This is a genomic window from Kitasatospora sp. NPDC059673 (assembly GCF_042734215.1).
Taxonomy (GTDB): domain Bacteria; phylum Actinomycetota; class Actinomycetes; order Streptomycetales; family Streptomycetaceae; genus Kitasatospora.
This window is the reverse complement of the sequence record NZ_JBHWEN010000001.1, coordinates 159,944-184,189: the sequence shown is the minus strand read 5'-3', so window position 1 is coordinate 184,189 and position 24,246 is coordinate 159,944. Positions and strand designations below refer to the sequence as shown.

At 73.4% G+C, this 24,246-nt stretch carries 24 protein-coding genes; 16 read left to right on the top strand and 8 right to left on the bottom strand.

Features of this window, described 5'->3' with window-relative positions:
* Nucleotides 1-32 precede the first annotated feature (32 nt).
* Nucleotides 33-158, top strand: coding sequence for a hypothetical protein (locus ACFV18_RS00700; RefSeq protein WP_380477988.1), 126 nt, complete (start codon nucleotides 33-35; stop codon nucleotides 156-158).
* 6 nt (nucleotides 159-164) lie between these two features.
* Here the strand turns inward: ACFV18_RS00700 and ACFV18_RS00695 are convergent, their stop codons facing one another.
* On the bottom strand, nucleotides 165-749 hold the full coding sequence (locus tag ACFV18_RS00695) for a TetR/AcrR family transcriptional regulator (RefSeq protein ID WP_380477987.1): 585 nt from the start codon (nucleotides 747-749) through the stop codon (nucleotides 165-167).
* Between the two features lie 98 nt (nucleotides 750-847).
* On the opposite strand from ACFV18_RS00695, the gene ACFV18_RS00690 reads away from it, so the two are divergent.
* From ACFV18_RS00690 to ACFV18_RS00665, 6 genes are all read left to right on the top strand, one after another.
* On the top strand, nucleotides 848-1,852 hold the full coding sequence (locus tag ACFV18_RS00690) for a hypothetical protein (protein ID WP_380477986.1): 1,005 nt from the start codon (nucleotides 848-850) through the stop codon (nucleotides 1,850-1,852).
* A 542-nt stretch (nucleotides 1,853-2,394) separates the two neighbouring features.
* Complete coding sequence (locus tag ACFV18_RS00685) at nucleotides 2,395-5,121, top strand: nitrate- and nitrite sensing domain-containing protein (RefSeq protein ID WP_380477985.1); 2,727 nt, start codon at nucleotides 2,395-2,397, stop codon at nucleotides 5,119-5,121.
* Nucleotides 5,118-5,555 (top strand): roadblock/LC7 domain-containing protein, encoded by a 438-nt coding sequence (locus tag ACFV18_RS00680; protein ID WP_380477984.1) that lies wholly within the window; start codon nucleotides 5,118-5,120, stop codon nucleotides 5,553-5,555. Before ACFV18_RS00685 ends, ACFV18_RS00680 begins: the two co-directional genes overlap by 4 nt.
* A gap of 44 nt (nucleotides 5,556-5,599) precedes the next feature.
* Nucleotides 5,600-5,956, top strand: a complete 357-nt coding sequence (locus ACFV18_RS00675; RefSeq protein ID WP_380478301.1) for a DUF742 domain-containing protein — start codon at nucleotides 5,600-5,602, stop codon at nucleotides 5,954-5,956.
* Nucleotide 5,957: 1 nt separating this feature from the next.
* Nucleotides 5,958-6,521, top strand: a complete 564-nt coding sequence (locus tag ACFV18_RS00670; RefSeq protein ID WP_380477983.1) for an ATP/GTP-binding protein — start codon at nucleotides 5,958-5,960, stop codon at nucleotides 6,519-6,521.
* Nucleotides 6,522-6,572: 51 nt separating this feature from the next.
* Nucleotides 6,573-7,706, top strand: coding sequence for an FAD-dependent monooxygenase (locus ACFV18_RS00665; protein ID WP_380477982.1), 1,134 nt, complete (start codon nucleotides 6,573-6,575; stop codon nucleotides 7,704-7,706).
* A 55-nt stretch (nucleotides 7,707-7,761) separates the two neighbouring features.
* On the opposite strand, the gene ACFV18_RS00660 is transcribed toward ACFV18_RS00665, so the two are convergent.
* From ACFV18_RS00660 to ACFV18_RS00645, 4 genes are read right to left on the bottom strand one after another with little or no spacing between them, the layout of a single operon-like run.
* A complete protein-coding gene (locus tag ACFV18_RS00660; protein ID WP_380477981.1) occupies nucleotides 7,762-8,649 on the bottom strand; it encodes an SAM-dependent methyltransferase in 888 nt (295 codons plus the stop codon).
* A 2-nt stretch (nucleotides 8,650-8,651) separates the two neighbouring features.
* Nucleotides 8,652-9,290, bottom strand: a complete 639-nt coding sequence (locus tag ACFV18_RS00655; protein ID WP_380477980.1) for a cysteine hydrolase family protein — start codon at nucleotides 9,288-9,290, stop codon at nucleotides 8,652-8,654.
* Nucleotides 9,287-10,414 (bottom strand): isocitrate/isopropylmalate family dehydrogenase, encoded by a 1,128-nt coding sequence (locus ACFV18_RS00650; protein ID WP_380477979.1) that lies wholly within the window; start codon nucleotides 10,412-10,414, stop codon nucleotides 9,287-9,289. Before ACFV18_RS00650 ends, ACFV18_RS00655 begins: the two co-directional genes overlap by 4 nt.
* A 30-nt stretch (nucleotides 10,415-10,444) precedes the next feature.
* Nucleotides 10,445-10,975: an EF-hand domain-containing protein gene (locus ACFV18_RS00645; RefSeq protein ID WP_380477978.1), complete on the bottom strand. Its 531-nt coding sequence runs from the start codon at nucleotides 10,973-10,975 to the stop codon at nucleotides 10,445-10,447.
* A gap of 398 nt (nucleotides 10,976-11,373) precedes the next feature.
* Here ACFV18_RS00645 and ACFV18_RS00640 point away from each other — a divergent pair, with 398 nt between their 5' ends.
* On the top strand, nucleotides 11,374-12,810 hold the full coding sequence (locus tag ACFV18_RS00640; protein ID WP_380477977.1) for a glyceraldehyde-3-phosphate dehydrogenase: 1,437 nt from the start codon (nucleotides 11,374-11,376) through the stop codon (nucleotides 12,808-12,810).
* Between the two features lie 67 nt (nucleotides 12,811-12,877).
* Here the strand turns inward: ACFV18_RS00640 and ACFV18_RS00635 are convergent, their stop codons facing one another.
* Nucleotides 12,878-13,474: a CGNR zinc finger domain-containing protein gene (locus ACFV18_RS00635; RefSeq protein ID WP_380477976.1), complete on the bottom strand. Its 597-nt coding sequence runs from the start codon at nucleotides 13,472-13,474 to the stop codon at nucleotides 12,878-12,880.
* Between the two features lie 137 nt (nucleotides 13,475-13,611).
* On the opposite strand from ACFV18_RS00635, the gene ACFV18_RS00630 reads away from it, so the two are divergent.
* Nucleotides 13,612-14,367 (top strand): MBL fold metallo-hydrolase, encoded by a 756-nt coding sequence (locus ACFV18_RS00630; protein ID WP_380477975.1) that lies wholly within the window; start codon nucleotides 13,612-13,614, stop codon nucleotides 14,365-14,367.
* Nucleotides 14,368-14,432: 65 nt separating this feature from the next.
* On the opposite strand, the gene ACFV18_RS00625 is transcribed toward ACFV18_RS00630, so the two are convergent.
* Nucleotides 14,433-14,726: a hypothetical protein gene (locus ACFV18_RS00625; protein WP_380477974.1), complete on the bottom strand. Its 294-nt coding sequence runs from the start codon at nucleotides 14,724-14,726 to the stop codon at nucleotides 14,433-14,435.
* A gap of 121 nt (nucleotides 14,727-14,847) precedes the next feature.
* Between ACFV18_RS00625 and ACFV18_RS00620 the strand changes: the two genes are divergently transcribed.
* Nucleotides 14,848-17,004 (top strand): DEAD/DEAH box helicase, encoded by a 2,157-nt coding sequence (locus ACFV18_RS00620; RefSeq protein ID WP_380477973.1) that lies wholly within the window; start codon nucleotides 14,848-14,850, stop codon nucleotides 17,002-17,004.
* A gap of 1 nt (nucleotide 17,005) precedes the next feature.
* Here the strand turns inward: ACFV18_RS00620 and ACFV18_RS00615 are convergent, their stop codons facing one another.
* Nucleotides 17,006-18,127 (bottom strand): NADP-dependent oxidoreductase, encoded by a 1,122-nt coding sequence (locus tag ACFV18_RS00615; protein WP_380477972.1) that lies wholly within the window; start codon nucleotides 18,125-18,127, stop codon nucleotides 17,006-17,008.
* A 98-nt stretch (nucleotides 18,128-18,225) separates the two neighbouring features.
* Between ACFV18_RS00615 and ACFV18_RS00610 the strand changes: the two genes are divergently transcribed.
* The 6 genes from ACFV18_RS00610 (at nucleotide 18,226) to ACFV18_RS00585 (ending at nucleotide 24,198) form a co-directional block, all read left to right on the top strand.
* Nucleotides 18,226-18,744: a SigE family RNA polymerase sigma factor gene (locus ACFV18_RS00610; protein WP_380477971.1), complete on the top strand. Its 519-nt coding sequence runs from the start codon at nucleotides 18,226-18,228 to the stop codon at nucleotides 18,742-18,744.
* A gap of 23 nt (nucleotides 18,745-18,767) precedes the next feature.
* The gene (locus ACFV18_RS00605; protein ID WP_380477970.1) at nucleotides 18,768-19,484 is read left to right on the top strand and encodes a hypothetical protein; all 717 of its coding nucleotides are present in this window, start codon (nucleotides 18,768-18,770) and stop codon (nucleotides 19,482-19,484) included.
* Nucleotides 19,485-19,590: 106 nt separating this feature from the next.
* Nucleotides 19,591-20,283, top strand: a complete 693-nt coding sequence (locus tag ACFV18_RS00600; RefSeq protein ID WP_380477969.1) for a hypothetical protein — start codon at nucleotides 19,591-19,593, stop codon at nucleotides 20,281-20,283.
* 17 nt (nucleotides 20,284-20,300) lie between these two features.
* Complete coding sequence (locus ACFV18_RS00595) at nucleotides 20,301-21,191, top strand: LysR family transcriptional regulator (RefSeq protein WP_380477968.1); 891 nt, start codon at nucleotides 20,301-20,303, stop codon at nucleotides 21,189-21,191.
* Nucleotides 21,192-21,435: 244 nt separating this feature from the next.
* Entirely contained in the window at nucleotides 21,436-21,999 is a 564-nt protein-coding gene (locus ACFV18_RS00590; protein WP_380477967.1) for a GNAT family N-acetyltransferase, read from the top strand.
* A 45-nt stretch (nucleotides 22,000-22,044) separates the two neighbouring features.
* Complete coding sequence (locus ACFV18_RS00585) at nucleotides 22,045-24,198, top strand: WD40 repeat domain-containing protein (RefSeq protein ID WP_380477966.1); 2,154 nt, start codon at nucleotides 22,045-22,047, stop codon at nucleotides 24,196-24,198.
* Nucleotides 24,199-24,246 lie beyond the last annotated feature (48 nt).

The following is a 24,246-nucleotide window of genomic DNA, read 5'->3' as shown; positions in this document are numbered from 1 at the left end:
GGCGGACCGGGCGGACCGGGCGGACCGGGCGGGTGCGGTACCTGCCCGCCCAACTGTCGGTCACCGCCGCCGCCCTGCTGGGTCTGAGCACCGTCCTGGTCACCATCTGGCCCGCGGTGCGCCGGGGCCCGGTTGCCGGGACGGGCGCGCGGGAGTAGCGGGACTCAGGAGTGCTGCGGGCAGCGGCAGAGAGCGTCGAAGAAGGTGGTGACGGCCGCCGCGAGCTCGCTGACGAGGGCGTGTGGCGGGTGGCCGGCGAGCAGGCGGCGGCGGAGTTCGCGGTGGGTGGCGCGGTGGGCGCCGACGAGGGCACCGGCCAGCAGAAACGCGGTGGGGGACGGGGGAAGGGCGGCCGCGAGGGCGGTCTCGGCGTGGTCGGCGATCTCGCGTTCGCGGGCGCGCAGCGCGGGGCTGGCCTCGATGGTGCGGAAGAAGGTCGCGGAGCCGGGGGTGAGGTCGGCGCGCTCCACGGCGGTGCGCAGGTCGTCGCGGAGGGCGGCCACGGGGCAGGTGCCGGGCGGGCGCTCGCGGACCACGGTGGCCAGGTGCTGTTCGACCTCGTGCTGACGGTCGAAGAACAGGTCCTCCTTGGTGGCGAAGTAGTTGAAGACCGTGTTGGTGGAGACGCCCACGTGCCGGGCGATCTCGGCGACGGTGACCTGGTCGAAGCCGCGTTCGAGGAACAGTGGCAGCGCGGCGTCCGCGATGGCGGTCCGGGTCTGCTGCTTCTTGGTCTCACGAAGGCCCATGCGCCCCATGCTAGGGAACCCCGCGCCGGGCACCTCCCCGAATGGTAGGGTCACTGAAAAATTGGTGTCACACCAAAAATATCGGCCCGGGGGGTCAAGTGGACGACAGGCAGCGGCAGTTCAGGTTCGGTATCTACCCGGGGGCGCTACTCGGTGACGAACGGGGGATCGTGCACCCGGTCAGCCCGGACGACCCGCGGCGGGTGGCCGAGGCGCTCGACGAACTGCAGGGCGCGGAGGGGGAGTTCCTGGTCCGGGTGTACCGGTCCTTCGCGTCCACCGTTACCGCGCCCGGGCAGACCCCGGACGGCTGGGAGGCATACCTGGGGCGGCCAGGGCGGAAGGTCGATCTGGTGCTGCAGTTCCGCGAGCCGACCGGCAGCCGGGACGGGTGGGAGCGGTACGTGCGCGGGCAGGTGCGCGAACTCGGGGCGCGGCTCGGCTCGGTGCAGATCTGCGAGGAGCCCAACGCGGACCTGCCCGTGCTGGACGGCAGCGTCCCGGGGGTGCGGGAGGCGTTGGTGGCGGGCGTGGTCGCGGCGAAGGAGGAGGTGCGCTCGCTCGGTCTGTCCGCCGAGGTCGGCTTCAACGCGGTGCCGTCCTTCGGCCCGGCCGGGCTGTTCTGGGACGCGCTGGGCGAACTCGCCGACCGGCGCTTCCTGGACGCGCTCGACTACGTGGGGCTGGACTTCTTCCCTGACGTGTTCAGGCCCGTCCCGGCGGAGCGGCTGGTGGACGGGGTGGCCTGGGTGCTGCACGGCTTCCGGCACACCGATCTACCCAAGGCGGGCATCCCGGCCGAGGTGCCGGTCCGGATCTGTGAGAACGGCTGGCCCACCGGGCCCGGGCGGTCGGAGCAGGCGCAGTCCCGGGCGCTGGAGACGGTGGTCCGGGCGGTCGCCGGGCAGGCGGCCGCGCTGAACATCGACGGGTACACGCTGTTCGCGCTGCGCGACGCCGACAGCCGGGGCGAGAGCCTGTTCCACGGGTTCGGCCTGCTGCGCGACGACCACACCCGCAAGGCGGCGTTCGAGACCTACCGCCGGCTGATCGCCGAACTCGGACCGGTGCTGCGGGGCGGTGAGCAGGGGGCCGGTCGGTAAGTGAGGCCGTGTCAAGAGTCGGTAAGGAAAAGCGGAGCCGGTCGTTCTGGGCGATTCCTGGACGCTTCGGGTTGATTCCGACTGTTGATGTGCGGTTTTTGAGAAGTTTCGACAGGGGCCATGCCCTGGGCGGGGAGGGGAGCGCTAGACTCCGGATCGGCTCGGCCGGCGGCCCTGACGGATGGTTCGCGGGCCGGTCCGGCGCCGGGTGGGGCTTCAGTTCCGGTGCTGAGGCGGGCAGTTCGCGCGGGGCCGGATCCGGCCTGCGGTGAAGAGCCGCCGAGCAGTGGGGTGTTGACCTCCGAGCGGCTCATCGTGCCTGTTCGGAACGGGTGTTGGGACACCATGGGGCGGTGCCGCGCGGGCGCGGGACCGCCTCGGCTTTTTGGCCCGTTATACGGTGATACTAAGATCCATCCGTCAGAGTCCTCATCAGATTCGACCAGTTCTGAACGACTGGCGTCGTCTCCAAGGAGAATGTCCTGCGCACGCGCGCCTCTCGGCGGATCAAGGGCCGGCTGTCGCTCCGAGCGACCCTGCTCGTGCTGGCCATCGTCCCGGCAGTGGCGCTGGCCGCCCTGTGGGCGGTCACCAGCGGACAGCTCCTGTACTCCTTCCAGCGACTGGCCGCCCAGGGCATGCTCGCGGAACAGGCCGGCCAGCCGTCCAACATCGTGTACTACAACCTGCAGGAGGAACGGCGCCTGAGTGCCGAGGTCCTCGCCGGGCACACCGGGGTCACCGAAGCACTGCGCGCCCAGCGCGGCAAGACCGACGAGGCCGTCGCCACGTTCCAGAAGCTGTCCGGCGTCGAGGCCGGCAACGCGCCGCAGGAAGTCCGCGACGCCGTCCACGAGGCCCGGGCCGCGATCAACCAGCTGCCCGCGCAGCGCGCCCTGGTGGACAGCGGCGGCGACCAGCAGCAGGCCGCCGTCTACGGCTACTACACCGACCTGATCGCCGTGGACCTGCGACTGTTCGGAGCGCTCAGCCACGTGGACGAAGGCCGGATCGCCACCGTCTCGGCGCCGCTCGTGGACCTGTTCTGGGGCAAGGAGATGATCTCCCGCGCCGACGCGCTGCTCGCCCGCGGCTGGCCCACCGGCTCGCTGAGCGTCGAGGACTACCAGCAGCTGCGGCAGTCCATCTCCGAGCAGAGCTTCCAGTTCGGCGTCAAGGTCGCGCCCAACCTGGAGCCCGACCAGGCCGCCAAGTGGCAGCAGATCACCAGCAGCCCGGCCTGGCTGGCCAAGGGCCGCGCCGAGCAGGACCTGCTGAAGCCCGTCGCGCCCGACCGCAACGGCCGAATCCCGCTCGGCACCGACAAGGACACCTGGCGCCAGTCCATCGACGGCGTCAACCCCGAGCTCGTCGGGCTGATGGAGTACCGCACCGCGGCCATCATCGAGAAGGCCAAGAGCATCACCATCGACCTGGCGGTCCGCCTGGGCCTCACCACCGTGGCCGGCCTGATCGCCCTCGTCGTGGTCGCCCTCACCAGCTGGCGCCTCACCCGCACGCTGCGCCGCCGCATCGGCCGGCTCCAGCAGCAGGCCGAGGACCTGGAGAACGCCCTGCCCGAGGTGGTGGAGCGGCTCGGCAACGGCGAGCAGATCGACGTCGAGGAACACGCCCGCGCGATCGAGCGCGACCCGTGGTCCCGCACCGAGGACGAACTCGCCAAGCTCGGCGAGGCGTTCAACCTGGCCCGCACCAGCGCCCTGCAGGCCGCCGTCGGCCAGGCCGAGCAGCACCGCGCCTACGAACGGCTGCTGCAGCGCATCGCCCGCCGCACCCAGCTGCTGATCGGTCAGCAGCTGAAGAAGCTCGACGAGCTGGAACGCAAGCACGAGGACCCCGAGATCCTCGAAGGCCTGTTCGACCTCGACCACCTCACCGCGCGCCTGCGCCGTTACGAGGAGAACCTGGTCATCCTGGCCGGCGGCACCCCGCACCGGCGCTGGCGCAAGCCCGTCCCGCTGCTGGACGTGATGCGCGCCGCCCAGGGCGAGGTGCAGGACTACCGACGGGTCGTCATCGACCTCGACGGCAGCCCCTGGGTGTCCGAACGCGCCGTCGGCGCGGTCGCCCACGTGCTCGCCGAGCTGATCGAGAACGCGCTGAGCTTCTCCCGTCCGCCGAACCCCGTCGAGGTCCGGGCCGGCCGGGTCAGCCGCGGCGTCGCGATCGAGATCGAGGACCGCGGCCTCGGCATGGACGAGGAACAGATCGACGAAGCCAACCTGCTGATGACCCGCCCGCCCAAGGCCGACGTGCTGGCCCGCGGCGACGACATCCGCCTCGGCTTCTACGTGGTCGCCCGGCTCGCCCACCAGAGCGGCCTGCGGATCGAGTTCCGGCAGTCCGCGTTCGGCGGCACCCGCGTCGTGGTGCTCGTCCCCGACGAGCTGATCGTCCCCGCGCCGAACGCCCGCCCGCGACTGGTCGCCGCGCCGCAGCCCGGCGGCCTGCCCACCCGGTCCCGCGGCCAGGCGCTGGCTGCGGCGACCTCGCTCGCCCGGACGCCCGACCAGGAGAACGCGCTGCTGGAGCTGCACGCGGCTCCCGAGGAGACCTCGTACCCGCCGGTCGGGGACGGGTACCCGCCGCTGGAGGCCCCGCACGCGCCGATCGACGCCCCGTACGTGCCGATCGAGGCCGCGTACCCGCCGATCACGCCGATCGAGACCCCGTACGGCGCGGGCGACCCGCTCCCGCAGCACGAACAGCAGGACCAGCAGGACCGGCCCGGACCGTACGAGGCGCACGAGCCGTTCGGCGCGCAGGACGGGGACCGGCCCACCGCCGGCCACGAGCACCCGTACCCCGCCGAGCTGCCGCCCGCGCAGGCCACGCCCGCGCAGGCCGCGCCCGCTCCGTACGGGGTGCCCGCGCAGTACCGGCCCGCCCCGGCAGCCCCCGCCCCGGCGGCGCCCGCCCCGTACGTGCCGCCCACCCCGGCACTGCCGGGCGCCGAGCCGCCACTGCCGCGCCGCGTCCGCCAGGCCAGCCTGGTCGACGAGCTGCGGATCGACCCGGCCACCGCGCCGGCCGCCCCCGCTCCGCCGCGCTGGGACGAGAACCCGCTGTTCCGACCGGCCCCCCGACGGGCCGGGGCAGCGGTCGGAGCGTTCCAGCGGCGGTCCAGAGAGGCGCGGGCCGAAGCCGCCAAGCCGACCGCGGACACCACCCCGCAGCCCGCCGAGCGGCCCGAGCCCGGTGACACCTGGAACACCCAGACCATCCCGACGAGAGAAGACCGGTCATGACGCGCACAACCTCCACCCACCAGGACCTCGACTGGCTGCTCGACGGCCTGGTGGACTCGGTGGCCGGGACGAGGCTCGCCGTCCTGCTCTCCGACGACGGTCTCGTGGTCAGCCACTCCCGCACCATCGAACGCCCCGACGCCGAGCGCCTCGCCGCCATCGCCACCGGCCAGCAGAGCCTGGCCCGCGGCGTCGGCCAGCTGTTCACCGGCGGCCCCGTCCACCAGGTGATCGTCGAACTCGCCGACCTGTGGCTGTTCGTGATCGCCGCCGGCCAGGGCACCCACCTCGCCGTCGTCGCCTCCCAGGACGTCGATGCCGAGGTCATGTCGCTGGCCATGCACAACCTGGTCCAACAGGTCGGCCAGAAGCTCAGCACCCCGCAGCGCGGCGACTTCGACGCGTTCGCCGCCCGGGGCGGGCAGCGCGGGTGAGCCCCTACTGGGACGACGACGAGGCGGACGACGGCGCGGACAGCATGGTCCGCCCGTACACCATCACCAGCGGCCGCACCGCGCCCGAGCGGGACGACTTCAGCCTCATCACGCTGCTCACCACCGTGGCCGAGCCGGTCGACGCCCTCGGCGCGCCGATCCGGCCGGGCCGGCTGCAGCCCGAGCACCGGCTGATCCTCATCCGCTGCCAGACCCCCGCCGCCGTCGCCGAGGTCGCCGCCGACCTCGACCTGCCGGTCTCCGTGACCAAGATCCTGCTCGGCGACCTCGTCGACCAGGGCCTCCTGACCGCCCGGGCCCCGATCTCGGTGGCCCGGGCCTCGGGCGGCGCCGACCGCGGCCTGCTGGCCGCCGTACGTGAGGGACTGAGGAGGCTTTGAGATGACGATCACCCAGGCGGGAGCCGCCGCGGTCAAGATCCTGGTCGCCGGCGGCTTCGGCGTCGGCAAGACCACCCTGGTCGGCGCCGTCAGCGAGGTCGCCCCGCTGCGCACCGAGGAGTACCTCACCACCGCCAGTGTCGGCGTGGACGACCTGGCCGGCGTCGATCAGAAGACCACCACCACCGTGGCCCTGGACTTCGGCCGGATCACCGTCAGCCCCGAGCTGGTGGTGTACCTGTTCGGCACGCCCGGCCAGGAGCGCTTCTGGTTCATGTGGAACGACCTGGTCAACGGTGCGCTCGGCGGCGTGGTCATCGCCGACACCCGCCGGCTGGAGTCCAGCTTCGCCTCGATCGACTTCTTCGAGAGCCGGGGCATCCCGTTCGTGGTCGCGATCAACTGCTTCCACGGCGTCAACACCCGTACCGACGAGGAGATCCGGGCCGCGCTCGACCTCGACCCGCACGTGCCGATGCTGGTCGGCGACGTCCGGGAGCGGGCCTTCGGCCGGGACGTGCTGCTCTCCCTGGTCGATCACCTGATGGCGCTGCCCGTCGGCTGACCTTCCTGCGGGGCCACCGCGCCCCCACCCCCGAACCCATCGGAGATGACCATGGCAACACCCCTGCGTGTCCTCGTCCACGGCGGCGGCATCGGCGGACTCACCCTCGCCGTCGCCCTCGCCCGCCGCGGCCACAGCGTCGAGGTCGCCGAGCTCCGCGAGCAGTTCGACGCGCTCGGCGTCGGCATCATCCAGCCCTCCAACGCCCTGCACGTGATGCGCGAACTCGGCATCCTGGAGGACTGCCTGGCGGTGGGCTTCGAATGGGAGGTGCTGACCATCTGCGACCCGGCCGGCCACCCCGTCGCGAAGATCCCGCAGCCGCGGATGGACGGGGCCCCCGCCAACAACGGCATCCCCCGCCCGGCGCTCGCCCAGGTGCTCGGCCGGGCCGCCACCGAGGCCGGCACGCGCGTCCACTTCGGCACCACCATCACCGAACTCGCCGACGACGGCGAGGGCGTGGACGTCACGCTGTCCGACGGCAGCACCGGCCGCTACGACCTGGTGGTCGGCTTCGACGGCATCGGCTCCCCGCTGCGCACCCGCCTGTACGGCGACCGCTTCCGCCCCGAGTACACCGGCTTCGCCAACTGGCGGGTCACCCTGCCCCGGCGGGCCGACCTGCAGGGTGTGCTGATGAGCACCGGCAACCTGGCCGCGAAGGCGCTGCTCACCCCGATCACCGAGGAACTGATGTACCTGGGCTCGGTGTTCGCCGAGGCCGAGGACTTCCGCCCCGACCCGGAGCGCGCCCACGAGCAGCTCGCCGAGCGGCTGGCCGACTTCACCGGCCCGGTCGCCGAGGCGCTCGCGCAGATCACCGACCCGTCCACCGTGGTCTACTCGCGGATCTCCCAGGTCACCGTGGACGCGCCCTGGCACGTCGGCCGGGTGGTGCTGGCCGGCGACGCCGCGCACGCCTCCACGCCGCACCTGGCGCAGGGCGCCGCGATGGCCGTCGAGGACGCCCTGGTGCTCGCCCAGGAGCTGGAGGCCGCCGCCGACGTGCCCGCCGCGCTCCGGGCCTGGGAGGACCGCCGCCGCCCGCGCGCGATGTTCGTCCAGGCGCTGTCCCGGGCCATCCTCAAGCAGGAGACCGGCACGCCCACCACCCCGGAGGAGGACGAACTCCTCAAGATCGGTGTCCCCGGCGCCGCGCACGTGCTGGTCGAGCCGTACTGACCGTCCCTCGCACCGAAGCGGGGCCGGGCGTCAACCGCCCGGCCCCGCTGTTGCATTATCGGCCCTTGACGCAGGTGACCCACCGGTTCGCGGCCAGCGCGTCGTCCGGCTCCGGGCGCGGTGCCCGGGCCAGCCCGGCCGCGTGGTCGAACGGCGTGCGGACGGTGGTCGCCCAGCCCAGCGCGGCCAGGTGCGCCGCCGTGTCCGGGCGAGGTCCGGGGGCGAACAGCCCCAGCAGATCGACGCCGATCCTGGTCCGGGCGGCCTGGTACACCGGGTTGGCGCGCACCTTGGCCGCCTCCAGACCGATCTTGACCTCGTACGCCAGCGTGGAGCCCGGCGCGCTGAGCTCGTCCAGCGCGCCCGCCACCTGCAGCTCGGCCTCGGCGGGCAGGTACAGGAACAGCCCTTCGGCGAGCCAGGCCACCGGCAGCCGCGGGTCCAGCCCCGCGTCCGTCAGCGCCTGCGGCCACGGGCCGCGCAGATCGACCGCAACGGTGCGGCGGCAGGCCGACGGGACGGCCTCCAGCTCGTCCAGCACCCGCTGCTTGAAGGCCAGCACCTCCGGCCGGTCCAGCTCCCACACCGTGGTGCCGGGCGGCCAGGGCAGGCGGTGCGCGCGCGAGTCCAGCCCCGCGCCGAGCAGCACCACCTGGCGCACCCCGGCCCGGGCGGCCGTCAGCAGGTGCGCGTCCAGCACCCGGGTGCGCAGCGCGAAGTAGCTCGCCAGCCGGCCCCACAGCGGGTCGCCCGGGGCGATCTCGTCCGGGTTCAGTGGCCAGTCGGCGCAGCCCGGGTCGGCGCGGACGTAGTGTTCGGCGAACTGGTCGACGGCCAGCGCGTCGGGCCGGCGGGCCTCCAGCGCGCGGGCGTGCGCGACCAGCAGCGCGGTGCGGCCGACGCCGGCGGTGACGCCCGGGTCGTCCAGGACGGTGGCGCTCATGGTCACGACTGCCCTGCCCCGGCGGTAGCAGGGGTGGTCAACTCCGGGAGCACGAAGGGCTGTTCGTCCCCGAGGTCGGTGATCCGGGCACCGTACACCTTGGTCATGAAGCGCAGGATGTCCTGGTCGGCGAGGTGCAGTGCGGCGGTGCAGTCACGCAGCACGGTGAGGTGAAAGCCGCGCTGGAAGGCGGTGCGGGCCGTGGAGTCCACGCACACGTCGGTGAACACGCCCGCCAGCACCAGGTGCTGGATGCCGCGGGAGCGCAGGTACGGCTCGAACGCGGGGTCGAGGAAGGCGTCGAAGCAGGCGAGCTTGGTGAACACCGCCTCCTCCGGGCGGGGCAGGGCGGCGTGGAACTCGGCGCCCCAGCTGCCCTCCAGGCACTTGGGCCGCTTGCCGAGCGCTGCGTCCCGCCGCCGCCAGGCCGGGCCCTGGTGGGCGACATCACCGAGGAAACGGACGAACACCACCTCGACGCCGAGCGCGCGGGCCCGGTCGACGGCGGTGGCGGTGCGCTCGGCGACCCGGGCCAGCCGGGCCGGATCACCGGGGAAGCGGGCGGCGGCGACCTCGCCGGCGCAGAAGTCGTTCTGGACGTCGACGACCACCAGGGCCGTCGGTGTGGCGGTGGTACTCACCGGGCGCCCGCCCGATCGGTGCCCGAGGCGGCGGCGACGCGGGTCGCGCCCGACCTGGCGGCGGGCACGAAGGGCTTTAACGCGACCCGGAGCTCGCCGAGCACCGCGTCCACCACCTCGGTGGTGCCGGCGGTGCCACCGAGATCGGGGGTGCGGACCCCGCGGGCCTGGGCGGCGGCCAGCGCCGCCTCGACCGCGGCCTCGGCGCCGGGGCAGTTCGCGTGGCGTTCGGCGATCCGGGCGGCGGCCCGGACGGTGGCGACGGGGTTGACCACATCGAGGCCGGCCAGGGCGTCGGCGGAGCCGTGCACCGTCTGGTACTCGGTGAGGCCGTGCAGCTCCGGGTGGAGGTGGACGTTCTCGGTGCAACGATTCTCCTGTCGCTCCGAGCCGTACCGGTCGAGCAGCACCACGTGCATGATGTCGGCCCACTCGTTGCCCGCGACCAGCACGGTGCGGTCCTCGGGGCCGTGGGTGATCAGATTGCGGTTGACCGTGTCGGGCTGGAACAGCGCGATCTCGATGCCGAGTTCGGCGGACAGCTCGGCCGTCCAGTCGTCCAGGGCACCGTCCAGCAGGTGGAACTTGTAGGCCATCTGCACCCGCGCGGGGCCCTCCGGCCACAGGTCGTGGGCCCGGCGGACGGCGTAGCGCACCACCTGCTCGGTGACGGCGCGGCTGAACTCCATGGTGCGCACCACCTTGCCGGGCGTGTGCCGGTTCTCGCCGGTGTAGAAGCCCTGGGCCTGGTCGCGGACCAGCAGCAGCCGGGCGCCCGCCGCGGCCAGCGGTTCGACCTTGACGGCGGCGAGGCGCTGGCGCACCAGGTACAGCGACTGGGCGTTGATCGCGGTGCGGAACACGGCCCGGACGCCGGCCGCCGCCTGCTCGCGGCAGAACTGCTCGTAGTGCGCGGCGTCCTGCGCGGTGATCCGGGTGATCTCGGCGGTGTCGGCGCACTCGGCGCGCAGCGAGAGGTACGAGTGGTAGAGCCGTGGTGACCGCACCAACTCGGCCTCCACACCGTGCAGTCGGGTGATCCGGCGGAGCACCCGTTCGAAAACGGAGGCGAGGTCCGGGCCGGTGCCGTGGCCGACGGCCAGGGCAATGAGCGGTGCGGTCAAAACGGGCTCCTTCACAAGCGGAGGAAGAGGTCAGAGCGGATTCGGGACCAGGCGGTCGCCGGCGATGCCGACCTTTTCGGGGGAGTAGTAGTCGCGGATGCCCTGGGCCCATACCGCGACCGTGATCCGGTCGGTGGCGTCCGGGCCGAAGGCGTCGAACAGGGCCTCGATGTTGGGCTTCTCGAAGCCGATCGCGGTCATCAGGGCGAGGAAGCGGGGCCGTTCGATCAGGCCGTCGCCGTCCGGGTCGCCGAGCGCGGCCAGCGCGTCGGCGAACACGGCGGCGGTGGCGCCGAACAGCTCCGGGTTGAGGACGAAGCCGCGGAACTCGGTGGGGGTGATCAGGCCGTTGCCGTCGATGTCCAGTGTCTTGGCCATCACCTCCCAGTAGTTGCTGATGCTGTCGGCCAGCGCCTGCCGGTCGGCCTCCGACGAATCGCCGGCGACGGCCAGGACGCGCTCGGTCATCAGATCGAAGTCCTCGGCGTCGAGCACCCCGTTGTCGTTGGCGTCGAACAGGGTGAACACCAGCGCGGCCCGCTGGTAGGCCAGGTGTGGCATGGACGGCCGTCCCTTCCTCGCGGCGGCCCGGCCTCGGACGGCCGGACCTGCACCCCCCGGTATCGGGCGGCCGCCCGGCCGGGGCTCCCACTCTCCTCCATCCGCAGGCGCCAAGTGGCCGAAAATGATGAGACATCACCCCGTGGGGTGATGAATTAGACGTGGGTGAGCTTGGTCACGCCACCTCGGGCCCGGAATGCGGCTGACGAGTCGTCAGATTCGGTACCGAGCTGCACCGGAGCGGTCGGGGAGTGTCGCGGGTGTGGTCGCGATCACGTCCGGAACGGTCTCCGCGCGGGTACCGCCGCTGGTCAGCGGGGGGACCGCGCCCCGCCGACGGGGCGGCCGAAGCTAGCATGGGGGCGCCTAGCCCTGGCTCTACCCTCGAAAGTTGAATTGTGACTGTCAACGACGACGTGTTCACGGACTGGAAGAACCGCGAGGAGCTCGCGGAGTCGATGATCCCGATCATCGGGAGGCTGCACCGCGAGCGGGACGTCACCGTCCTGCTGCACAGCCGCTCCCTGGTGAACAAGTCGGTGGTCAGCATCCTGAAGACCCACCGCTTCGCCCGCCAGATAGCCGGCGAGGAGCTCTCGATCACCGAGACCTTCCCGTTCCTCCAGGCGCTCACCGCCCTCGACCTCGGCCCGTCCCAGATCGACCTGGGCCTGCTCGCCGCCGCGTACCGTGCGGACGACCGCGGCCTGAGCGTCGAGGAGTTCACCGCCGAGGCAGTGGCCGGCGCCACCGGCGAGAACAAGCTGGAGCGCCAGGCGCCCCGCGACGTGGTCCTGTACGGCTTCGGCCGGATCGGCCGCCTGCTGGCCCGCCTGCTGGTCGAGAAGGCCGGCGGCCTGCGGCTGCGCGCCATCGTGGTCCGCAGCGGCGGCGCCGACGACCTGGTCAAGCGCGCCTCGCTGCTGCGGCGCGACTCCATCCACGGCCAGTTCCAGGGCACCATCACCGTGGACGAGGCGACCAACACCATCGTCGCCAACGGCAACGCGATCCAGGTGATCTACTCGAACGACCCCAGCGAGGTGGACTACACCGCGTACGGGATCAACGACGCGATCCTGATCGACAACACCGGCCGCTGGCGCGACCGCGAGGGCCTGTCCAAGCACCTGCGCCCCGGCATCGCCAAGGTCGTGCTGACCGCCCCCGGCAAGGGCGACGTCCCGAACATCGTGCACGGCGTCAACCACGACACCATCAAGCCGGACGAGCAGATCATTTCCTGCGCGTCCTGCACCACCAACGCGATCGTCCCGCCGCTGAAGGCGATGGAGGACGAGTACGGCGTGCTCCGCGGCCACGTGGAGACCGTCCACTCCTTCACCAACGACCAGAACCTGCTGGACAACTACCACAAGGCCGACCGTCGCGGCCGGTCCGCGCCGCTCAACATGGTGATCACCGAGACCGGTGCCGCCTCCGCCGTCGCGAAGGCCCTGCCGGACCTCAAGGCGAAGATTACCGGCAGCTCGATCCGCGTCCCCGTGCCGGACGTCTCGATCGCCATCCTCAACCTGCAGCTGGCCCGCGAGACCACCCGCGAGGACGTCCTCGACCACCTGCGCGAGGTTTCGCTGACCTCCCCGCTGAAGCGGCAGATCGACTTCATCGACTCGCCCGACGCGGTCTCCAGCGACTTCATCGGCTCCCGCCACGCCTCCATCGTGGACGCGGGCGCGACCAAGGTCGAGGGCGACAACGCGATCCTGTACCTGTGGTACGACAACGAGTTCGGCTACTCCTGCCAGGTCGTCCGGGTCGTCCAGCACGTCTCCGGCGTCGAGTACCCGACCTTCCCCCGCCCGGCCGCGTAACGCGCTGCTTGTCGGCTCCCTGCGGACCCCGTTCGGCCTTCGTGGCCGGGCGGGGTCCGTTTGTTTCTCAACTCGGGTTCGTGGCGCGCTTCCTGGCGTAGGCGCGGGCGGCGCGGACGCGGTCGCCGCAGCGGGTCGAGCACCAGTGCCGGGAGGCGTGGGTGCGGACGTAGAACCGGGTGCACGGGGTGCCGCCGCAGGCCGCCAGTCGGTCGGCGTCCGGGCCGGTGAGCAACTCGGCGGCGTCGGCGGCGAGTTGGGCCATCGCATGGTCGGCGATCCGGTCGGCCGGGTGCGGCAGGGCGCGGTGCAGGCCGCGCTCGGCGTCCCAGTGCAGCAGTGGGGTGGACGGAGTGGCGGTGAGGGCCGCGTTGACCGCCTTGAGCGCGTCGGTCGGGGCCGGTTGTCCGGTGGTCCGGGCCGCGAGCAACTCCCTTACGGATTCTCGTAGTTCGTGCAGCCGGGCGGTGCAGGGCTGATATATCCGGCCGCCGGCCGGGGCGAGCTCGTGGTCGATCAGCCAGGCGGTGGCCGCCTCCGGCGAGCCGAGCAGGTCGAACGGGCCGGTGGGCAGGCTGAGCAAGGAGTTGGCGAAGTCCAGCGCCGGGTGCTGCTCGGCGCCCGGGGCGGGGGAGTGGGCGGTGGTGGCGGTGCGCTGGCTCATGGCCCTCATGGTAGAGGCCTCCCTCGCAGGTGAGGAGTGCTGCCGCCGCTTTTTCTCACGGAAAAGCTTGCGGTTCTCCGTGACGGCCCGTTAGATTCCTCTCACGGTAAACCGCTTTCCCTTCCGTGAGGTGCGTCATGACTGCTGCTGTCCCCGCCGTCCAGGTCTTCGGAGGCCCCACCGCGCTGATCGAGTACGGCGGCCTGCGCCTGCTCACCGACCCCACCTTCGACGCCCCCGGCGAATACCCGCTCCCGCGCGGCGGCGCCCTGGTCAAGACCCACCCCGCCGCCGCCGACCCCGCCGCCCTCGGCCCGATCGACGCCGTCCTGCTCTCCCACGACGAACACCCCGACAACCTCGACCACAGCGGCCGCAAGTTCCTCGACGGCGTCCCGCTCACCCTCACCACCCGCGGCGGCGCGGAGCGCCTGGGCGGCACCGCGCAGGGCCTCGCCCCTTGGCAGAGCACCGAACTGACCGGCCGTGACGGCGTGCCCGTGACCATCACCGCCGTCCCCGCCCAGCACGGCCCCGACGGCTGCGAGCCCGTCACCGGCGAGGTCATCGGCTTCGTCCTGACCGGCCCCGGCCTGCCCGCCGTCTACGTCTCCGGCGACAACGCCTCCCTCGACGTCGTCGCCCGGATCGCCGCCCGCTACGCCCCGATCGACACCGCCGTCCTCTTCGCCGGCGCGGCCCGCAGCGGCCTCTTCGACAACGCCCTCCTCACCCTCGACAGCACCCGCGCCACCGAAGCCACCCGCCTCCTGGGCGCCCGCCGCGTCGTCCCCGTCCACTTCGACAGCTGGGCCCACTTCACGGAAGGCCGCGAGGCACTCGCCGCCGCGTTCGCCGCCGCCGGCCTGTCCGAGGTCCTCGACCTGGCCTGAACCGAGCTCCCGGTCGGTTCAGCTCGGCCAAGTGCCGGGTGGCGGGCAGTCGAGATGACGCGAGGTCAGGGCTGCCCGCCGAGCCCGAGCTTCTTCACCCCGAACGGGGAGAAGATCATGTGGGCGGCCCAGCCGTGGTGGACGAGAGCGACCTGCGAGGGCAGGGGCGTCACCGGATAGCGGACCAGCCCCCGCGACCAGTTCATCAGCAGGCCCTCGGTGGTGTCGACCGCGGAGACCACCATCGTCACCTGAAGGTTCCCGTCGTCCCAGGTGGCCGAGGCGGCGGCCGTCACCGCTCTGGCCAGCAGCTCGATCTCCTTCAGGTGCTCCAACTCGGAGAGTTCAGGTCGCGTCACGGCGGCCAGTCTCCCAGCGAGGTGTGGTCGGGGCACCCCAAGCGGTCCGGGCACGTCGGGGTGAGGGTGGTGGGTGCCAGAATTGCCCGGGTTGGTGGGTTGGGCAGAGGAGGCGTGGGTCGTGGGGAGTGGGCGGCGGGGCAAGGAGGTTGTGGGGCGGGCTGGGGAGTTGCGGGAGGCGGCGAAGGGGGTGGTGGCGGGGTGGGAGGACGCGGTGGGGGCCGTGGTGGAGGCGCATGGGCGGATTTTTCGGGGGGCGGTGCGGGGGGAGTTGGAGGGGATACCGGTGGAGCGGTTGAAGGAGGTGACGGAGGGGCGCTTGCAGATCGGGGTGCTGGTGGGGGCGGGGTACCGGACGGTCGCGCAGGTGTGTGGGGCGAGTGCGCAGGAGTTGGTGCGGATTCCGGGGATCGGGGGGCCGACGGCGAGTCAGCTGGTGGGGGCGGCACGGCAGATCGCCGAGGCGGTGGAGCGGAGTACGGCGGTGCGGATCGATCCCGCGCGGCCGGACGGGGACAGCACGGAGCTGCTGATCGCCTTGCACCGGCTGGTGGTGGCCGGGCCGGGGGCGCGGCGGGCGGCGGGCGAGGCAGCAGAGCTGGAGGCGGCGCTGGCGGGGCCGTTGGCGGCGGCCCGGCCGGCCTGCGGCTGGGTGAGGGGGCTGGTGGCCGGGGCCGAGGGGCGGGAGCGGGCTCGGCGGGCGGTGGAGTCGCTGGAGCAGCAGGTCGCGTTCGCGGAGGCGGAGGGGGTGCCGCTGCGGTTCGCCCAGGCGGGGGCGGATCTGTTGCGGCCGGGGGCGGGGGAGGTGGAGGTCTGGGTCGAGTTCGAGCACCGGGCGGCCGAGTTCTATGCCGAGCTGGCGCTGCTGGAGGAGGAAGGAAGGATCGGCCGGGTCGATCGGGGCGCCGCCGAGGGTCATCTGCCGGACGCGCTGGCCGAGTCGGTGCGGGCGGAGCGGCTGGACGACCGGGGTTGCACCGTCTCGCTGCGCGGCTATCAGGCGTTCGGGGCGCGGTTCGCGCTGGCCCGGAAGCGGGTGATGATCGGCGACGAGATGGGCCTGGGGAAGACCGTGCAGGCGCTCGCCGTACTGGCGCATCTGGCGGCGGCGGGGGAGCGGCACTTCCTGGTGGTGTGCCCGGCGTCGGTGCTGGTCAACTGGCAGCGGGAGACGGGGAGTCGGACGACGCTGGCCGCGTACCGGTACCACGGCGCGGGGCGGGAGGAGGCCCGGGCGGAGTGGCGGAGGGAGGGGGGTGTGCTGGTCGCCACCTACGAGTCCTTGCGGACCTTGCCCGAGGACCAGGTGGCCGCGCTGGTGGTGGACGAGGCACACTTCGTGAAGAACCCGGCCGCGCTGCGCACCCGGTTGGTGGCGGAGTGGGCCGGGCGTACCGAGCACGTGCTGTTCCTGACGGGCACGCCGATGGAGAACCGGGTGGAGGAGTTCCGCACCCTGATCGGCCATCTTCAGCCCGAGCTGCTGGCGCAGCTGCCCGCCGGGCTCGGCGTGGCCGGGTCGGTGGCGTTCCGTCGGGCCGTCGCGCCCGCGTACCTGCGCCGCAACCAGCAGGACGTGCTGACCGAACTGCCGGACGTGGTACGGGTGGACGAGTGGGACGAGCTGTCCGGGCCGGACCGGGCCGCGTATGCCGAGGCCGTCGCGGCGGGCAACTTCATGGCGATGCGGCGGGCCGCCTACGCGGAGCCCGCGCACTCGGCGAAGCTGCGGCGGCTGCGCGAACTGGTCGCGGAGGCGGCCGAGAGCGGGCACAAGGTGGTGGTGTTCTCGTACTTCCGGGAGGTGCTGGCCACCGTCGGCGAGGCGCTAGGGGAGGCGGTGGCGGGCACGGTCTCCGGGTCGCTGCCCGCCGAGGCGCGGCAGGAGTTGGTGGACGGGTTCACCGCCGTGGTCGGCCATGCGGTGCTGCTGTGTCAGATTCAGGCGGGCGGGCTGGGCCTGAATCTGCAGGCGGCGAACGTGGTGGTGCTGTGCGAGCCGCAGCTCAAGCCGACGCTGGAGGACCAGGCGGTGGCCCGGGCCCAGCGGATGGGTCAGATCCGCCGGGTCCGGGTGCACCGGCTGCTCGCCACCGACAGCCTGGACCGCAGCCTGGTCGAGCGGCTGCGCGGGAAGGCCGAGCTGTTCGACAGCTACGCGCGCCGCAGCGACCTCGCCGAGTCGGCCCCCGAGGCGGTGGACATCTCGGACCGCGCACTCGCGGTGCGGATTGTCGAGGACGAGCAACTGCGGCTGGCGGAAGGAAAGTTGGCATAGCTCAGAGCCGGACCAGCATCTTGCCGGTGTTCGCGCCGGTGAGCACGCCGAGGAAGGCTTCGACGGTGCGGTCGAAGCCGTCCAGCACCGTTTCGGGCGAGATCACCCGGCCGGAGCGCAGGTGCGGGCCGAGCAGGTCGTACAGCTCCTCCTGGGCGTCCATGTGGTGGCGGACCAGGAAGCCCTCCAGCCGGATGCTGCGGCCGACCAGTTCGAACAGGTTGTACGGGGCGGCGGGCGCTTCGGTGAGGTACTGGCCGATCGCGCCGCACCAGGCGATCCGGCCGAAGTCGCGCATCGAGTTGATCGCGGCGGCCAGGTGGTCGCCGCCGACGTTGTCGAGGTAGACGTCGATGCCGTCGGGGGCGGCGGCGGTCAGCAGCTCGGCCACCGGGCCGTCGTGGTAGTCGAACGCGGCGTCGAAGCCGAGCTCGTCGGTGAGGAAGGCGGTCTTGGCGGCCGAACCCGCCGAACCGATCACCCGGCGGGCGCCGATCAGCCGGGCCAGCTGCCCGGCGGCGGTGCCGACGCCGCCGGCCGCCGCCGAGACGAACAGGTCCTCGCCGGGCGCGAGCTTCGCGATCCGGGTGAGGCCGACGTACGCGGACAGGCCGGTGCCGCCGAGCACGCCCAGGTACGCGCTGAGCGGGACGCCCGGCAGGTCGGGCAGCACTCGCACGTCCTCGCGCGTCACCACCGCGTGGGTGCGCCAGCCGTGACGGTGGATCACCGCCGTGCCGACCGGCAGCGCGGCGCTGCGGGACTCCACCACCCGCCCCACCGTCCGGCCCTCCATCGGGGCGTTCAGCTCGTTGCCGTCCTCGGCGTCCTCCATCATGCCGAGCATGTACGGGTCCACGGACAGGTAGGCGTTCTCCACCAGCGCGCTGCCCTCGGCGAGCGGCGGCAGCTCGTCGTCCACGAAAGCGAACTGATCGACGGTCGGCAGCCCGGTCGGGCGGGAGAGCAGGTGGACGGCTCGGGCGTGGCGGGTGGCGGTGCTGGACACGGTGAACACTCCGCGAGAAGAGGGGGGTTGACGAGGAGAAACGCTAGGCCGGGCGGAACGGCCGTGGCAGAGGCCCGCGTCGATGGCTGCCCGTGATCCATGAGCGGCGTTCATGTCTGACGGATCCGGCCCCGCGTAGTGCTCCGGGCACCCCCCAACGAAACCGGCCCGCTGTTCGTGGTGACGGGTGAGAGGCGAGGAGAGGGGGGAATGTGGCCGAATGGGCGGATCAGCTCACCGAGTTGGTGGCGACCCGGGGAGCCGAACTTCAGCGCTACGGATTCCTGTTGACCGGGGACCGCGCCGAGGCGGCGGACCTGGTGCAGGAGGCGCTGGTGCGGGTGTTCGCCCGCCCGCGCCGCGCCTGGCGGCTCGGGGAGATCGAAGGATACGTCCGCCGCACCATGCTCAACCGCTACCTGGACCTGTACCGGCGAAGGGCACGCTACCGCGCACTGGTGCCGCAGCTGGCCGAGAGTCCGGTCGGCCCGGACGGCAGCGAAGAGCTCGCGGACCGGCTCCAACTGCTGGTCGCGCTCGGGACGCTGTCGCCGACCCAGCGGGCCTGCGTGGTGCTCCGGTACTACGAGGACCTGCCGGTGGCGGCGGTCGCGGAGCGGCTGGGTCGCGGCGAAGGAACGGTCAAACGGCACCTCAGTGACGCGCTGGCGCGGCTGGGTGTCGCACTCGCGGAAACCTGTCGAGAACTTGGGGAAGGTGTGAGCGCATGAACCCGGAAGACATTCGTAGGAGCTTGCCCGACGCGGCCGAGCTGGCCGGACCGCTTCAGCTGGACACCGAGCGGCTCACGCGGGCGGTCCGCCGGCGCCGCAGGACCCGCTCCACGCTGACGGCCGGGGCCGTCCTGGCGCTGGCGGGCGCCGTCTTCACCGTGGCCGGGCAGGCCGGGCCGGCGGGCCCGGCGGCGGCCTCGCCCGGAGCGGGCGGAGCAGGGGCGAACGGGTCGGCGTCCGGGCAGTCGTTCGACAGCGCGTGGGGCCAGAAGTGCGGCCAACCGCTGTCGACCCAGGGCACGGCACCCACCATCGAAAGCGTCAAGATGTCGGTGCGTTCCGTCCAACGGCTGAGCAACGAGGCAGGTCCGGCCATCGACGCCGCGCTCAGCACGGAGCGGACGGTGCACGCCAACGGCTGGCCGGCCCCGGGCCTGGAGGCGCTGTACCTCAAGGACGGCGTCGTCGTCGGCGGTGGACCCGTGCGGATCGGGCGGGGCGACCCGACGCCGCCGCCGTCGGGGGAGCTCATGGGCCAAGTGTGGGTGGTCCGGGAGGACAGGCCGTTCGACATGAAGCTGCGCGAGCAGAACACGCTGTGCCCGTCCGTGACCTGGCCGCAGATCTGGGCGCACCCGGGCGACTACGAGGTGGTGCTGCTGCTGCGCGCGCCGGTCGTCGCGTTGAGGGACAGCAACGAGCAGGTCCTGATCGCCCGAGCGCCGCTGGCCCGCTGAGGCGGCGCGTCCCCCGGTCCGGCGGGACCGGGGGACGTCGCGGAACCGGGTCCCGCCCGGGTGCGTCCAAGGCCTGTCCGGTTGAGGTCTGGGAGGGATGGCGGCGATGGCTGCGGCACGGCGGTACTGGTTTGCGTTGATGGTGTGCGGGGTGCTGCTCGGGCTCTCCCTGCCGTTCTATCTGACGCCGGGTCGATTCTGCGGGCCGCAACTTCCGGAGGTGGAAGGGGGGTTCGGGTGCGTCGCGGAGGTTTCGTCGCCGCAGGGGATTCTGGGCGGCTACGCGCTGGGGCACCCCGGAGCGGTCCAGCTGTACTGGCTGGTTGCGCTGGTGCTCGGCAGCTGCGCGCTCGGGTGGTGGTACCGGCGGGCGGGGGAAGCTCGCCGGGCCGTCGTGGGGGTGCTGGTCGCGGTGCTGCTGGCGGCGGTCACGACCGCCCTGACCTGGGCGGACTGGCACGGTTTCCGCTCGCCGTCGGCCTGGGCGGAGACGCCGATGCTGATGGTGTTCAACGGGGCCACGCCACTGCTGGTGATCGCCCCCGTGCTGCTCGCGCTGGCAGTGGTCGAGCGCAGTGCCGGGCTGCTCGCGTTCGCGGTCGGATTCTGCGCCCTGGCCTACGTCTGCGCCACCCGCGACTCCTTCGGCGTGTTTCACGCTCTCGGCCTTCCGGTCGATGTGTTCAGTGACCCGGCGGGCATTCGGCAGTTGCTGAACCTGGCGGTACCGGCGGCCGTGCTGCTCCTCGCGGCGGGGGTGGTGTACGGCGCCGGTGCCGTGGGTCGGCGCCGGCCCTGACGCCGTACGCTGCGGAGGTGGCAGAGGATCTTCTTCCGCAGGAATTGCGGGTGTTGGTGGCGGTGGCCGAGAGCGGTGGGTTCACGGCGGCGGGGGAGCGGCTGGGGCTGACGCAGTCGGCGGTGTCGCACGCGGTGCGGGGGTGCGAGCGGAAGCTGGGCGCGGTGCTGTTCGAGCGGGGGCGGCGGGGGGCGGTGCCGACGGCGGCGGGGGAGCGGGTGGTGGGGCACGCCCGGAGGATCCTGCGGCTGTTGGCGGCGCTGCCCGGCGAGGCGCGGCAGGGGGAGTCGGGCCGGCCGCGCGGGCCGGTGCGGATCGTGGCGTTCCGGAGTGCGGCGGAGCGGGTGCTGCCGGCGCTGCTGGCCCGACTGGCGGTCAACTTCCCGGAGTTGGAGCCGCAGGTGCGGGTGGTGCGGGACCTGGGCCGGGGCACCGCCGGGGAGGTCGCCGACGGCCGGGCCGATCTCGCGCTGGCCACGCTGGGCGGGGCGATCCCGCGCGGGCTGGTCGCCGTGCCGCTGTACCGGGAGGGCTACGCGCTGGCCCACCAGCGGGGCCATCCGGATCCGCGCAGTCTGCCGCTGGTCGACTGGGACGAGAACTGCGGCTCGTACACGGCCGATTGGTGGCGCCGGCAGGACTGGATCCCGTCCGCGACCATCAACGTCTCCGACGACACCGTGGTGCTGTCGCTCGCCGCGCAGGGCCTCGGGATGGCGATCATGCCGATGCTCACCCTGGACCGGCTGCCCGAGGGGCTCGCCGTCACCGATCTCGGCCCGGAGCGCCCGTCCCGGGAGGTCGGCTACGTCACCACGCCGGAACTGGCGCGGACCGCCGCCGTGCGGGCGGTGGTGCGGGAGTTGCGCGCCGCCCCGCTGCCGGAGGGCGCGAGCGCCGTGCGGTGAGGGGGCGTCCCGCCGCCCGTAGCGGGGGCGCCCGGCCCGGGAGAGAGGTGGGCCGGGTGGGCGGCGGGACTGGAGTGACGAACCCCGCAACTGAGTCTGCCGGGGCGGGCTCACGTCCCACTAACGTCCCGCTGACGTGCAGGAACGGCCGTGAAATATGGTTGACTTGACGCGTGGTCGATGGGCGGGGAAGGGTACGCCGGGGGCAGCCGCCGGGCGGCCCGGTGAGGCGACGGGGGTGGCCATGAGAGCGCTCGCCGAGGTGCGGGACGATCCGCTGACGGACGGCGAGGTGGTGCTGCGCAGGCCGCTGCCCGCGGACGCCGCCCTGGTGCACCGCGGCACCCACGACCCGCTGGTGCGCGAGTTCCTGCAAGCGGTCATCCCGCACCGGGACGAGGCCGCCGCCGCGCGGTGGCTGGACGAGATCCCGCCGCTGCTCTGGCAGACCGGACGGGCCGCCTACTTCGCCGTCGAGGAAGCCGGAGAAGCCGTCGGCTGGGCCGAGTTGGTCAACCTCGACGCCGAACAGGACAGCGCCGAGATGACCGTCTGGCTGCTGCCCGAACACCGCCGGCTGCGCACCGCGAAGAGCGCGATGCGACTGGTGTGCCGGTTCGGGTTCGAGCGGCTCGGCCTGCGCCGGATCGACGCCTTCGCCGCCGCCGACAACATGCCCAGCCAGGTGACGGGCGCCGCGATCGGCTTCCGCCGGGCCGGCTACCGCCCCGCGCTGTTCCGCAGCTCCCGCACCCAGCGGCTGCACGACGCCGTGTACGCGACCCTCGTACCGGAAGACCTCTGCTGACCTTCGGGGATCTCAACTCCCCGCACCAGAACCAGGAGTGACGACATGTCAGGAAGCAGCCTCCGGCTGGAGGACAGCACGCTCGGCGAGCTGCTGATCACCGCCGACGGGTTCCGCGCCACCCGGGCCGGGCAGGAGCGCACCGGACGGGTGGACGCCGCGCTGATCGTCCGCGTGCTGTCCGTGCTCGGCGAGGCCCCCGCGCCGGTGCCCGGCGCCGCCGCCCCGGCGGCCGGCCGTCGGCTCACCGTGACCGGACTGAACGGCCGCCCGGACCGGCAGTGGGCCGACGGCACCGACGCGCCCGTGCCCGCCGCCGTCGCCCCGTTCGCGACCCTGCTGGCCCAGGCGTTCGGCGAACCCGGCGAGCCCGCCGCGCTGCCCGGCGCGGTCGCTCTCGGCCACCCGGCCGCGCAGGCCGCCCGCAGCGCCGCCGCCGTCGGCACCGTCGGCGGCCGGGCCGCGTACGCCCTGGTCGAGGAGGACGGCTCGTTCGGCCTGACCGCGCTCGACGACGCCGCCTCGCTCGGCGGCTCCGACGCCGACGCCGGCCTCGCCCCGTCCGCCGTCGCCCTCGGCGAGGCCGGCGGCCGCTCGCTGTTCGCCGTCGGCGGCAGCGACGGCTCGGTGCAGGTGTGGGACGCCACCACCGGCCAGGTCGTGCACGGCTCCACCGGCGGCGAAGGCGCCCAGGCCGTGGCCGCACTGATCTGCCGGGACATCCCGGTGGCGTTCTCGGCCGGCCAGGGCGGCGACCTGCGCGCCGTGCGCGCCGACGACGGCCGGGTGCTCGGCAACCTGCCCACCGGCGGCCACGGCGCCACCGTGCTGCGCGCCGCGCACTGCGCCGGAATCGACCTGCTGGCCGCGGCCGCCGCCGACGGCACCGTGCGGGTCTGGGACGCCGGCACCGGCGACCAGCTGCACCTGCTGGTCGGCCACCGCGGCGAGGTCCGCTCGATGGCCGTCCTCACCGTCGAGGACCAGGCCGTGCTCGCCACCGGCGGCCACGACCGCACCGTCCGGGTCTGGGACCTCGCCACCGGCCAGCCGGTCGCCGAACTCACCGGCCACACCGGCACCGTCACCGGCCTCGCCTTCACCACCCTCGACGAGCGCCCCGTGCTCGCCTCCTGCGCCCTCGACGGCACCGTGCGCACCTGGGACGTGTACGACGGCCGCCCCCTGCACGGCTGGCCCGCCGGCAGCTGGCTCACCGCGCTGGCCGCCGCCGACGGCGTCCTGTACACCGGCGACGAGACCGGCCGGATCACCGCCTGGGACGCCGCCACCGGCGCCGCCCGCACCGACGCCGCCCCCGCCGGCCGCCCCGGCAGCCCGCTCACCGCGCTCGCCACCGGCGCCCTGCACGGCCGCCCGGTGCTCGCCGCCGGCTTCGGCGACGGCACGCTCGCCGCCTGGGACGCCCCGACGGGCAGCCAACTCCTCGACCTGGCCGCCGACGGCGGCCCCGTGCACACCCTCGACCTGACCGACGGCGGCCCCGACGGCCCGCTGCTGGTCTGCGGCACCACCGCCGGCGCCGTCCGCAGCCACCGCCTCGCCGACGGCGCCGCCAACCCGCTGCCCGTCCCGCACGCCGGAGCCGTCACCGGACTCGCCTTCACCACCGGCGAGCAGCCGCTGCTGGCCTCGGCCGGCCGCGACGGCGTGATCGCCGTCCGCGCCGCCGCCACCGGCGACGACAGCCGGCGCTTCGCCACCGGCCACGGCCCGATCACCGCGCTGGCCGCCGTCGTCGCGGGCGGGCAGCCGATCCTCGCCACCGCCGGCGAGGACCTCAAGGTGCGGATGTGGCACGCCGGCAGCGGCGCCGCCGGACCGGTCTGCGAAGGACTCGCCCAGCCCGCCGAGGTGCTGTCGTTCACCGAGGTCGGCGGCCGCCCCGTGCTGATCGCCGGCTCCGCCGACGGCACCGTGCTGGTCTGGGACGTCCAGAGCGGCAGCCGCACCGCCCAGCTGACCGGCGGCGGCGCGGCCGTCCGCGCCGTGGTCGGCCGCGAGTTCGACGGCGAGGCGCTGCTCGCCGCCGGAGACGCCGCCGGCACCCTGCGGCTGTGGCACCTGGGCAGCGCCACCCTCCTCAACGAGGCCGCCCTGGACGGCACCCCGCTGGCCATCGAACTCGACGAGGCCGGCCTGCGGATCGTCACCCCGGCGGGCGCCGTCACCCTCTGACGGCCCGTCCGGAGCTCCCCACCAGCGGCCCTGATTACATGTACCGGA

Coding starts and splice junctions, on each gene's coding strand:
- ACFV18_RS00630 (WP_380477975.1), top strand. CDS start 13,612: ATGACTGCTGCTGTCCCCGCCGTCCAGGTCTTCGGAGGCCCCACCGCG.
- ACFV18_RS00670 (WP_380477983.1), top strand. CDS start 5,958: ATGACGATCACCCAGGCGGGAGCCGCCGCGGTCAAGATCCTGGTCGCC.
- ACFV18_RS00585 (WP_380477966.1), top strand. CDS start 22,045: ATGTCAGGAAGCAGCCTCCGGCTGGAGGACAGCACGCTCGGCGAGCTG.
- ACFV18_RS00615 (WP_380477972.1), bottom strand. CDS start 18,127: ATGAACGCCGCTCATGGATCACGGGCAGCCATCGACGCGGGCCTCTGC.
- ACFV18_RS00645 (WP_380477978.1), bottom strand. CDS start 10,975: ATGCCACACCTGGCCTACCAGCGGGCCGCGCTGGTGTTCACCCTGTTC.
- ACFV18_RS00635 (WP_380477976.1), bottom strand. CDS start 13,474: ATGAGCCAGCGCACCGCCACCACCGCCCACTCCCCCGCCCCGGGCGCC.
- ACFV18_RS00590 (WP_380477967.1), top strand. CDS start 21,436: ATGAGAGCGCTCGCCGAGGTGCGGGACGATCCGCTGACGGACGGCGAG.
- ACFV18_RS00695 (WP_380477987.1), bottom strand. CDS start 749: ATGGGCCTTCGTGAGACCAAGAAGCAGCAGACCCGGACCGCCATCGCG.
- ACFV18_RS00675 (WP_380478301.1), top strand. CDS start 5,600: ATGGTCCGCCCGTACACCATCACCAGCGGCCGCACCGCGCCCGAGCGG.
- ACFV18_RS00680 (WP_380477984.1), top strand. CDS start 5,118: ATGACGCGCACAACCTCCACCCACCAGGACCTCGACTGGCTGCTCGAC.
- ACFV18_RS00660 (WP_380477981.1), bottom strand. CDS start 8,649: ATGAGCGCCACCGTCCTGGACGACCCGGGCGTCACCGCCGGCGTCGGC.
- ACFV18_RS00600 (WP_380477969.1), top strand. CDS start 19,591: ATGGCTGCGGCACGGCGGTACTGGTTTGCGTTGATGGTGTGCGGGGTG.
- ACFV18_RS00665 (WP_380477982.1), top strand. CDS start 6,573: ATGGCAACACCCCTGCGTGTCCTCGTCCACGGCGGCGGCATCGGCGGA.